General features: G+C 70.3%; 10 protein-coding genes. 3 read left to right on the forward strand and 7 right to left on the reverse strand.

The annotated features are described in order from the left end of the window. Positions 1-25: 25 nt before the first annotated feature. Positions 26-541 carry a GNAT family N-acetyltransferase gene (locus F4556_RS01550; RefSeq protein WP_184910971.1) on the reverse strand — a complete coding sequence of 172 codons (516 nt, stop codon included), beginning with the start codon at positions 539-541 and terminating at the stop codon, positions 26-28. Between the two features lie 175 nt (positions 542-716). Between F4556_RS01550 and F4556_RS01555 the strand changes: the two genes are divergently transcribed. Then, the gene (locus F4556_RS01555; RefSeq protein ID WP_184910973.1) at positions 717-1,178 is read left to right on the forward strand and encodes a hypothetical protein; all 462 of its coding nucleotides are present in this window, start codon (positions 717-719) and stop codon (positions 1,176-1,178) included. 156 nt (positions 1,179-1,334) lie between these two features. Here the strand turns inward: F4556_RS01555 and F4556_RS01560 are convergent, their stop codons facing one another. The 4 genes from F4556_RS01560 to F4556_RS01575 all read right to left on the reverse strand — a co-directional run bounded on the left by F4556_RS01560 (position 1,335) and on the right by F4556_RS01575 (position 7,935). Beyond that, positions 1,335-2,507: an acyl-CoA dehydrogenase family protein gene (locus tag F4556_RS01560; RefSeq protein WP_184910975.1), complete on the reverse strand. Its 1,173-nt coding sequence runs from the start codon at positions 2,505-2,507 to the stop codon at positions 1,335-1,337. 42 nt (positions 2,508-2,549) lie between these two features. Next, positions 2,550-4,460 carry an ATP-binding protein gene (locus tag F4556_RS01565; protein ID WP_184910978.1) on the reverse strand — a complete coding sequence of 637 codons (1,911 nt, stop codon included), beginning with the start codon at positions 4,458-4,460 and terminating at the stop codon, positions 2,550-2,552. Between the two features lie 176 nt (positions 4,461-4,636). After that, a complete protein-coding gene (locus F4556_RS01570; protein WP_184910980.1) occupies positions 4,637-6,235 on the reverse strand; it encodes an acyl-CoA carboxylase subunit beta in 1,599 nt (532 codons plus the stop codon). Further along, positions 6,232-7,935 carry an acyclic terpene utilization AtuA family protein gene (locus tag F4556_RS01575; protein ID WP_376775644.1) on the reverse strand — a complete coding sequence of 568 codons (1,704 nt, stop codon included), beginning with the start codon at positions 7,933-7,935 and terminating at the stop codon, positions 6,232-6,234. Before F4556_RS01575 ends, F4556_RS01570 begins: the two co-directional genes overlap by 4 nt. Before the next feature lie 86 nt (positions 7,936-8,021). Here F4556_RS01575 and F4556_RS01580 point away from each other — a divergent pair, with 86 nt between their 5' ends. Together F4556_RS01580 and F4556_RS01585 are read left to right on the forward strand one after the other, a co-directional pair. After that, positions 8,022-8,546 carry an AAA family ATPase gene (locus F4556_RS01580; RefSeq protein WP_184910982.1) on the forward strand — a complete coding sequence of 175 codons (525 nt, stop codon included), beginning with the start codon at positions 8,022-8,024 and terminating at the stop codon, positions 8,544-8,546. A gap of 74 nt (positions 8,547-8,620) precedes the next feature. Further along, entirely contained in the window at positions 8,621-9,034 is a 414-nt protein-coding gene (locus F4556_RS01585; protein WP_184910984.1) for a nuclear transport factor 2 family protein, read from the forward strand. Between the two features lie 47 nt (positions 9,035-9,081). Here the strand turns inward: F4556_RS01585 and F4556_RS01590 are convergent, their stop codons facing one another. Both F4556_RS01590 and F4556_RS01595 read right to left on the reverse strand, forming a co-directional pair. Continuing rightward, on the reverse strand, positions 9,082-9,270 hold the full coding sequence (locus tag F4556_RS01590) for a hypothetical protein (protein WP_184910987.1): 189 nt from the start codon (positions 9,268-9,270) through the stop codon (positions 9,082-9,084). Positions 9,271-9,950: 680 nt separating this feature from the next. Next, positions 9,951-10,352 carry a hypothetical protein gene (locus F4556_RS01595; protein WP_184910989.1) on the reverse strand — a complete coding sequence of 134 codons (402 nt, stop codon included), beginning with the start codon at positions 10,350-10,352 and terminating at the stop codon, positions 9,951-9,953. Between the last annotated feature and the right edge of the window lie 6 nt (positions 10,353-10,358).

Raw genomic sequence — 10,358 nt, forward strand, 5'->3', positions numbered from 1 at the left:
CAGAGTGCCGACAGGGCTCAGGCACTCAGGCGAGGTCGAACGCCTGCGGGTAGACGAAGGCGCCGCGCAGCGAGGGCTGGTACGCCGCGAGCGGGCGGGCCTGGAAGAACCGGCCCCAGGTCGGGTCCGGCGCGGTGATGCCGTACTCGGTACTGGGCCGGAAGCCGTACCGGCCGTAGTAGTCGGGGCTGCCCAGCAGCGCCACCAGCGGCTCGCCGAGCGCATCCGCCCCACCAAGTACCGCGTGCACCAACGCCAGCCCCACGCCCTGCCGTTGGTGCCCCGGCAGCACACTGATCGGGCCGAGCCCGACCACCGGCGCACCGTCCACGTGGGCCCGGCTGCACACCACGTGCCCGACCACCGCCCCGTCGGTGCCGGTGGCGACCATGGACAGCGGGGGCAGCCAGGCGGGGCCGGAGCGGAGCTGGTCGAGCAACGCGACCTCGATCGGCTCCACGGTCTCGGCCCGGGCGAAGGCGACGGCGGTCACGGCCCGGACGGCGGCCACGTCGGCGGGGGTCTCTCGTCTGATCAGCACCGGCACAGTGTGGGTTCAGCGACCTTGCGGAGCAACGGAATTACCGCTGTCCTCCGGCAGCCCCCGGCCGGCCCGTCCGGGGTACCCGAACCACCGAAGCCCGTGCGGACGTCACAGGGAACTGACAGTGTGTCAGTTCCCTGTCGGTCCGACTTCGAGGCGAAGGAAGTACTTCATGCCCGTCCACACCCACCCCCGTCCCACCGTGCGCGGAGTGCTCGTGCTGGCCACCACAGCCTTGCTGTCCCTCGGGCTGGCCGGATGCTCCGATGGGGAGGACAACACCTTCAAGACCTGGGCCGCCGACGGAGGAAAGGAGCACACCTTGGTGATCGGCAAGGACATCATCACGCTGCTATCGCTCTCCGGGCAGAGCCGCAGCAGCACCGCAGACCACTGTCGGGAGGTGCTCGACCACGTGAAGGCGGCGAAGGCGTACCGGAAGCTGCCCGACGAGACCGCCCGGGGCTACTGGGAGACGGCGCTCGACAGGGTGGAGACCACCGCCACGCACTGCGTGCAGAACAAGGACACGGGCATGACCGGTGGCACGAGCCTCTCCGAGGCGGGCGAGGCGCAGAGTGCGTTCAGCTCGCTGACCATCAGCATCAACCGGCTCACCAAGTCCAACTCCTGAGGCCCGGAACCGCCGTCCGACCGGCGGTCCGGACCGGACGGCGGTACGGGCCGGACGGCGGTACGGGCCGGACGGCGGTACGGGCCGGCCCGCGCTTGCAGGTGTGGCAGGCCGGGGAGCCGCCGCGCCGTTGGTGGCAACGGTCCTGACGGACCGTCAGTACGACCGGGGCAGCCCCAGGGTGTGCTGGGCGACGTAGTTCAGGATCATCTCCCGGCTGACCGGGGCGATCCGGCTGACCCGGGTGGCGGTGAGCAGGGCGGCCAGTCCGTACTCCTGGGTGAGGCCGTTGCCGCCCAGGGTGTGCACCGCCTGGTCCACGGTGTGGCAGGCGGCCTCAGCGGCCGCGTACTTGGCCATGTTGGCGGCCTCGCCGGCGGCCACGTCGTGGCCCTGGTCGTAGAGTTGGGCCGCATTGAGCATCATCAGCCGGGCGAGTTCGATCTCGATGGCGCACTGGGCCAGCGGGTGCGCGATCGCCTGGTGGGCGCCGATCGGGGCATCCCAGACGGTCCGGGTCCTGGCGTAGTCGGTGGCGGTGGCGAGCGCCTGGCGGGCCAGGCCCAGGGCGAAGGCGGCGGTCATCACCCGTTCCGGGTTGAGTCCGGCGAACAGCTGCTCCAAGCCGGCGTCCTCCGCCCCGACCAGGGCCTCGGCGGGCAGCCGTACGTCGTCCAGGAAGACCTGGAACTGCTTCTCGGCGGTGACCAGTTCCATCGGGATGGCCCGGTACTCGAAGCCCGGCGTCTCGCGCGGGACGACGAACAGGACGGGCTTCAGCCGCCCGGTCCTGGCGTCCTCGGTGCGGGCCACGAAGAGCACCGCGTCGGCGTGGTCGATGCCCGAGATGAAGACCTTGCGGCCGGTGAGCAGCCAGTCCTGGCCGTCCCGGCGGGCGGTGGTGGTCAGCCGGTGCGAGTTGGAGCCCGCGTCCGGCTCGGTGATGCCGAAGGCCATCCGGCGGCTGCCGTCGGCGAGTCCGGGCAGCCAGGTCTGCTTCTGCTGCTCGGTGCCGTAGCGGGCGATCACCGTGCCGCAGATCGCGGGCGAGACGATCATCATCAGCAGTGGGCAGCCGGCCGCTCCGAACTCCTCCAGCACGATGGACAGTTCGGTGATGCCTGCACCCCCGCCGCCGTACTCGACGGGGAGGCTGACCCCGAGGTAGCCCGCCTTCCCGGCCTCGGCCCAGAGCTCGTCGACGGGCTCGCCCGCGCGGGCCTTGCGGCGGAAGTACTCCGGGCCGTAACGGCGGGCCAGGTCGCCGACGGCGCGGCGCAGGGCCTGGTGTTCCTCGGATTCGGCCGGGTTGAGCAGCGGTGCGGACATGGCGAAGGTCCCTTCCGTGCGTTCGGGGTTCCTGGGTGGGATTCAGTCGTGCGGCCGGACGACGGCCAGCAGGGTGCCGGGCTCGACCTGTTGGCCGACGGCCACCCGCAGTTCGGTGAGCACTCCGTCGGTCGGCGCGCTGACCCGGTGCTCCATCTTCATCGCCTCCAGCCAGAGCAGCGGCTGCCCGGCGGTGACGTGGTCGCCGGGTGCGGCGGCCGTCCGGGTGACGGTGCCCGGCATGGGTGCGAGCAGCGCGCCGGGGGTGGGTTCGGCCTGCGGTTCGGGCAGGAGCGGCAGTGCGGTCAGGGTGGCGGCGCCGGTGGGTCCGTCCAGGTGCAGGGTGCTGCCGTACCGGGCGATCCGGTAGGTGTGCGTCCGGCCGTCGACCCGCAGGGTGACCAACTCCGCCCTGGCCTCGACCAGTTCGACACCTGGATGACCCTGGAGCCCGTCCCGGGTGAGGCGGTGGCGCACCTCGTGCTCGGTGCCGTCGGCCGCCAGGTAGCGCCTGATCTCCGGCTGCGAGGGCAGGTTCCGCCAGCCCGGTGGGAACGGCGAGCCGCCCGTCTCGGAGAGCGCGGCCGCGAGCGCGGGCAGCGCGAGGCTCTCGCCCTTGCCACCGAGGTCGTGCTCCGCCAGGAATCCGGTGTGCAACTCCCCTGCCAGGAACGCGGGGTGGCGCAGTGCGGCGACCAGCAGGGCCCGGTTGCTGCCCGGGCCGTGAATGCGCGCGCGGCTCAGCGCGGTGGCCAGCAGCCGGGCAGCGGCGGCCCGGGTGGGTGCCCAGGCGATCAGCTTGGCGAGCATCGGGTCGTAGTGCGGACCGATCTCGGTGCCGTCGGTCACCCCGGAGTCCAGCCGCAGACCGGTGTCCCGTTGCCCGGTGTCGAACTCGACCGAGACACCCGCCACTTCGAGCAGGTGCAGGGTGCCGGTCCGGGGCTGCCAGTCCTGTTCCGGGTCCTCGGCGTACAGCCTGGCCTCGATCGCGTGGCCCCGGGTCGGCGGCGGCTCGGCGGGCAGGGCCTCGCCCTCGGCGATCCGGAGCTGGAGGGCGACCAGGTCGAGGCCGGTGACGCACTCGGTGACCGGGTGCTCGACCTGGAGCCGGGTGTTCATCTCCAGGAACCAGCACCGGCCTTCGGGCGTGACCAGGAACTCGGCCGTCCCGGCGCCCCGGTAGCCGATCGCCCGGGCGGCGGCGGTCGCGGCCCGGTGCAGTTCGGCCCGCAGCGCCTCGGGCAGGCCGGGCGCCGGGGCCTCTTCGATCACCTTCTGGTGCCGGCGCTGGAGCGAGCAGTCCCGGTCACCGACCACCCAGACCGTGCCGTGGGCGTCGGCCAGCAGCTGCACCTCGACGTGCCGTCCGTCCGGCAGATAGGGCTCGCAGAACACCTCGTCGGCACCGAAGGCACTCGCCGCCTCCGCCCTGGCAGCCGCCAACGCGGCGGGCAGCTCGGCGAGTTCGCGGACGATCCGCATCCCCCGGCCGCCGCCACCCGCTGCCGCCTTGACCAGCAGCGGCAGGTCGGCGGCGGTCGGTTCGGCCGGCACCGAGAGCACCGGCACCCCGGCCGCCGCCATCAGCCGTTTCGCCTCGGTCTTCGATCCCATCGCGGCGATCGCCTCGGCGGGCGGTCCGATCCAGGTCAGCCCGGCGGCCTGCACCGCCGCCGCGAACTCGGCGTTCTCGGACAGGAATCCGTAGCCCGGGTGGACCGCGTCCGCCCCGGCTGCGAGCGCCGCGGCGACCAGCAGGTCGGCCCGCAGGTAGGTCTCGGCGGGTGCGGCTCCCGGCAGCCGGACGGCGGTGTCGGCTTCCCGGACGTGCGGGGCGTCGGCATCCGGATCGGAGTGCACGGCCACCGTGGCGATGCCCAGGTCCCGGCAGGTCCGGAAGACCCGGCGGGCGATCTCGCCCCGGTTGGCGACCAGTACGGAGGTGATCATCGGCTAGGGCCTCTCTTTCGGGTCACGTCGGATAGTGGGCGGTGTTGGGGTGCGTGGCTCGGCGGTGCCGAGGAGGGAGCCTGATGCAGCGCATCGGCGACCGAGGAGAAGCCGTCGAGGTGCGTGCCCCGGCGGCGCCCGCCCGGCGTGACCCGAAAGAGAGGGCCTAGGTTCCCTTACATCCGGAAGACGCCGTAGCCGCGCGCGCCCTCGACCGGGGCGCTGTGGATCGCGGAGAGGCAGATACCGAGCACCGTGCGGGTGTCGCGGGGGTCGATGACCCCGTCGTCGTAGAGCCGGCCGGAGAGGAAGACCGGCAGCGACTCGGCCTCGATCTGCTGCTCGACCATGGCCCGGATGGTGGCGTCGGCCTCCTCGTCGTACGGCTGCCCCTTCGCCGCCGCCGACTGCCGGGCCACGATCGACAGCACCCCGGCCAGCTGCTGAGGCCCCATCACCGCGGACTTGGCGCTCGGCCAGGCGAACAGGAAGCGCGGCTCGTACGCCCGCCCGCACATCCCGTAGTGCCCGGCCCCGTACGAGGCACCGATCAGCACCGAGAGGTGCGGGACCTTGCTGTTGGAGACCGCGTTGATCATCATCGCGCCGTGCTTGATGATGCCGCCCTGCTCGTACGCCTGGCCGACCATGTAGCCGGTGGTGTTGTGCAGGAAGAGCAGCGGCCGGTCGCGCTGGTTGGCGAGCTGGATGAACTGGGCCGCCTTCTGCGACTCCTCGCTGAACAGCACGCCCTGGGCGTTGGCCAGGATGCCGACCGGGTAGCCGTGCAGCTCGGCCCAGCCGGTCACCAGGCTCGGGCCGTAGCGCGGCTTGAACTCGTCGAAGTCCGAGCCGTCGACGATCCGGGCGATCACCTCGCGCGGGTCGAACGGCACCTTGAGGTCGCCCGGCACCAGGCCGAGCAGCTCCTCCTCGGCGTACTTGGGCGGCGCGGCCGTCGCGTCGGGTCCTGGCCCGGCCTTGCGCCAGTGCAGGCGGTGCACGATCCGGCGGGTGATCCGCAGCGCGTCGTGCTCGTCCTCGGCCAGGTGGTCGGCCAGGCCGGAGACCCGGGCATGCATCTCGGCGCCGCCCAGCGACTCGTCGTCGGCGTCCTCACCGGTGGCCATCTTCACCAGCGGCGGGCCGCCCAGGAAGACCTTGGCCCGCTCGCGCACCAGCACCGTGTGGTCGGACATCCCCGGCACGTACGCGCCGCCCGCGGTCGAGTTGCCGAACACCACCGCCACGGTCGGCACGCCCGCCGCCGAGAGCCGGGTCAGGTCGCGGAACAGCGCCCCGCCGGGGATGAAGATCTCCTTCTGGCTGGGCAGGTCGGCCCCGCCCGACTCCACCAGGCTGATCAGCGGGAGCCGGTTGTGCAGCGCGATCTCGTTGGCCCGCAGGGCCTTGCGCAGCGTCCAGGGGTTGCTGGCTCCGCCGCGCACCGTCGGGTCGTTGGCGGTGATCACGCACTCGGTGCCCTCGATCACGCCGATCCCGGTGACCAGCGCCGCACCGACCGGGTAGTCGCTCCCCCAGGCCGCCAGCGGGGAGAGCTCCAGGAACGGCGAGCCCGGATCGACCAGCAGCTCGATCCGCTCCCGGGCCGGTAGCTTGCCCCGACTCCGGTGCCGCTCCAGGTACTTGGGGCCGCCACCGGCCAGCGCCTTGGCGTGCTCGGCGTCCAGCGCGGCGAGCTTGGCCAGCATCGCGTCCCGGTTGGCGTGGAACTCCGGCCCGGCCGGGTCGAGTTGGGTCGGCAGTGTGGTCACAGGATCTCCTCCGGGAGGTCGGCGTGCCGGGAGCGGAGCCACTCGCCGAGCGCCTTCGCCTGCGGGTCGAAGCGGTGCTGGGCGGCGACGCCCTCGCCGAGCAGTCCGGCGATCACGAAGTTGACCGCGCGCAGCTCCGGGAGCAGCTGCCGGTCGATCGGCAACTCGGCGGTCTCCGGCAGGAGTTCGCGCAGCCTGTCGACCGTCAGGTGGTGCGCCAGCCAGCGCCAGCCGTGGTCGGTACGGGCCCAGACACCGAGGTTGGCGTCGCCGCCCTTGTCGCCGCTGCGGGCGCCGAAGGCGTGGCCGAGCGGCACCCGCCGGGTGGGGCCCTCGGGCAGTGGGGGCGGCAGCGGCGGGTCCTCGACCCGCTCCAGCGGGCGGGTGACCGGGGCCGCCGGGATCGTCCGGTGGGTGCCGTCGGGGAGCAGCGCCCGGTGCGGGACGCTCGCCGCGTCGACGTACGCGGTCTCGAAGACGCCGTACGGAGCGGCCGGTCCGGGCGGCGCGGTGAGGTGGAAGCCGGGGTAGCCCGCCAGGCCGAGTTCGACCACGGCCGTGGTGAACGCCCGGCCCACCGCCTTCTCGTCGCGGCCCTTGACGGCGAGCCGGAGCAGCGCGGAGGCGGTCTCCTCGGTGTCGGCGTCCGGGTGATCGGTACGAGCGAGCGTCCAGCGGACCTCCTCTGCCCGTACTGAGCTTTTTAGTTGACGTTGGATCAGTTCCGCCTTGCGCTCGATGTCCAGCCCGGTGAGCACGAACACCACCTCGTTGCGCCAGCCGCCCAGCCGGTTCAGCCCGACCTTGAGGGTCGGCGGCGGCGCCTCCCCGCGCACCCCGCTGATCCGCACCCGGTCCGGCCCGTCCTCGGCCAGCCGGACACTGTCCAGCCGGGCCGTCACGTCGGGGCCCGGGTAGCGGGCGCCCGAAGTCTCGTACAGCAGCTGGGCGGTGACCGTGCCGACCGTCACGGCGCCGCCGGTACCCGGATGCTTGGTGATCACACTGGAACCGTCGGCGTGCAGCTCGGCGATCGGGAAGCCGGGGTGCGTCACGTCGTGCTCATGGAAGAACGCGTAGTTGCCGCCGGTCGCCTGCGCCCCGCACTCCAGCACGTGGCCCGCCACTACCGCCCCCGCCAGCGCGTCGAAGTCGGTCGCGCCCCAGCCGAAGTGCGCGGCCGCCGCCCCGGAGACCAGCGCCGCATCCGTGACCCGCCCGGTCACCACCAGGTCCGCCCCGGCCCGCAGACACTCGGCGATGCCCTGCCCCCCGAGGTAGGCGTTGGCCGCCAGCAGCCCACCGGGCAGCTCCGGCCGCCCGAGCAGGTCGTCCCCGTCGACCACGCCCAGCCGCACCGGCACCCCCTGCTTGGCCGCCAACTCCCCGATCGCCTCGGCCAGTCGGCCCGGGTTCAGCCCACCGGCGTTGACCACGATCCGCACCCCGCGGTCCCTCGCCAGCCCGAGGCACTCCTCCAGCTGCCGCAGAAAGGTCCGGGCATACCCGAGCCCGGGATCCTTCAGCCGGTCCCTGGCCAGGATCAGCATGGTCAGCTCAGCCAGATAGTCCCCGGTGAGCACGTCCAGCGGCCCACCCGTCAGCATCTCCCGCATCGCCCCGAAGCGGTCCCCGTAGAACCCCGACGCATTCCCGATCCGCAGCACCCTGGCCTCCCCAGCCGGCTCCGCTCCGCCCACGGGCAGCAGCGTGACAGGACGTCAGGAACAAATCAAGCACGCGTGCTTGTTCTGTAGGAGCAGGACAGCACCTAGCATCGGGGCTCATGATCGTATGGCTCAACGGCACCCACGGCGCTGGCAAGACCACGACCAGTGCACTCGTGCAGCAACTGCTCCCGGATTCCCGGGTGTTCGACGCCGATAAGGTCGGCGAGACACTCATGGACATCACGCCGGGCCTGCCCGGGACGGACAACTTCCAGCACTGGCCGCCGTGGCGACCGCTCGTGGTCGATACCGCCCGCCGCGTACTCGACTACACCGGCGGCACCCTGGTGATGCCCATGACCGTCCTGGTCGAGCAGTACTGGCGTGAGATCAGCACGGGTCTTGCCCAGCACGCCATTCCGGTACGGCACTTCGTCCTGCACGCCGACCAGGAAACCCTCCGCGGGCGCATCGCGGGGGACACTGTTCTCGGTCCCAACTCTCCGTTCCGCCTCAAGTACCTCGAGCCCTACGCCGAGGCGGCCCGCACCTGGCTGCACGCCGAGGCCGAGGTCGTCGACACCACACACCTCACACCCGCCCAGGCCGCCTTGCGGATCGCCGAGGCCGTCAAGAGTTGAGCGCGGAAAATCGCCTTCCCGGAAGGGTCGTTGTGATTGTCTGGCCTCCTGTTGTCCGCATCCAGGAGGCCACCATGTCCGGAACGCCGCAGGAGATCTTCCAGAGGTACGTCTACGCCGGTTCCCTCACCCGGAATGCCGATGCCCTGGCCGAGAACTTCACCGTGGACGGCGTCCTGGAGGCACCGCTCGTACCGGCCGGCGCCGCCTTCCCCCGGCGGCTGGTCGGCCGCGAGGAGATCCGCACCGCGATGGCCGCGTACTACGAGCGGCAGCCGAAGGACGGCCCCGCACCGAACCTCGAGAAGACCGGATTCGTGCTCCACACCACCGCCGACCCCGACGTGTTCATCGCCGAGATCGACACGGTCTTCGACGGAGACGATGGCGGGGCGGACGTGACCGTCTCACTCGTACAGATCTTCCGCATCCATAACGGCAAGATCGCCCGGCTGCGCGACTACTTCGCACCCGATTTGGTGAGCTGAGGCCACCCAACCTGTCCCCGCCGCTGCCGCCTGGCTGCGTCGAGCGGTCACGCTGCTCCATCGGTACGGATGCTGCCGGCCATAGCCCTCGCTCGTGCTCGGATCTCGGCATTCAAAGGCATGGTGCGCTCACCGGCGGTGGACGACCGCTGGATCACCTTGGCATCGACCCGCTGCAGCGAGAGCACCATCGCACTCGTCACCCGCACCACAGGAATGTCCACCACCGAAGACACGCGGTGGACCTCGACGACAGGAGCCCCGATCAGCCACGGCCGATCGGGGCTCTCATCCAGTCAGCTACGCGACCATTACCATGCCCGCCGTCTCGTACGGGCTCAGGGGCCGTGAGGTGATATTCCTCCCAGGCACCCGACCAGGTTGCGGGGAGCCCGGCCAGCAATTACTCCTACCCAGTTATGGCAAAAAATATCCCGGGAAGATCAACTTGTGCGCGAACTTTCGACAGGAACTTCTCGCCTGGCCATCGAATCTCCGACCATCAAGTCCTCCTGCCCCCAAATTCCCCGCCCGCCGATGCCCAGCGGTTGGAACTAGGGCAGTTTGCCACGAACGTTTCGAGCGGAAATCTCACCCAGATCCAGCAATACAGACAGATAAGGGGGTCAATTCGCTTGACTGGTACTCAGTCAGCACCTTCGGGGAAATACGCCTCTCCTTCGAGGCAGCCAGAACTTCCGAACTTTAGCCAGCAATCACCAGCTGCCAGAAGATCTGCAGCAACAGGCCCCGTATTCACTTGAGATCACTGGCCACCTCAATCGCATCGGCCAATTGAATCTCTGCCAGCGGATTACCCATCAGTGCCTCGCGAGTACTTGAACCTCAAGATCGCCTTCTGGCATCGGGTCCACATCCCCTGGCCGGCCATGTACGACCGACCAGGGGCTCTCGTCTAATCAACTGCGCGAACACTCACGCCAAACAAGTTCATGAAATCATCAGCCAGCTCAGCCCCAGCAAACTTCGGAACCCCCCTCTGCCACCAGAAATCCTTCTGGTCTCGAGTCTCAATGCCATCCTGAAGGAGCCCCTTGAAATATTCATCAGTCCGCTGCACCCTGAGCTCGAATTCCTCGAACCCTTCAAGTCGTCTCATCCGCCCATCCACAAGAAGAATCTGAATGGCCGTTCGGACCGCCAGGTCATTCTCGTACTCATAAATACTCATGTCATATCCGCTTGCACATTGATCAACGAACGAGATCCATGCGTTTACGAAATCATCACACGACTGGAACCTCTGCCAGCCTGCACTCTTCGCAATCTCGGCAGCCATGGCGTCGATCTCAGTCACAATTAC

Source organism: Kitasatospora gansuensis (assembly GCF_014203705.1).
GTDB lineage: Bacteria > Actinomycetota > Actinomycetes > Streptomycetales > Streptomycetaceae > Kitasatospora > Kitasatospora gansuensis.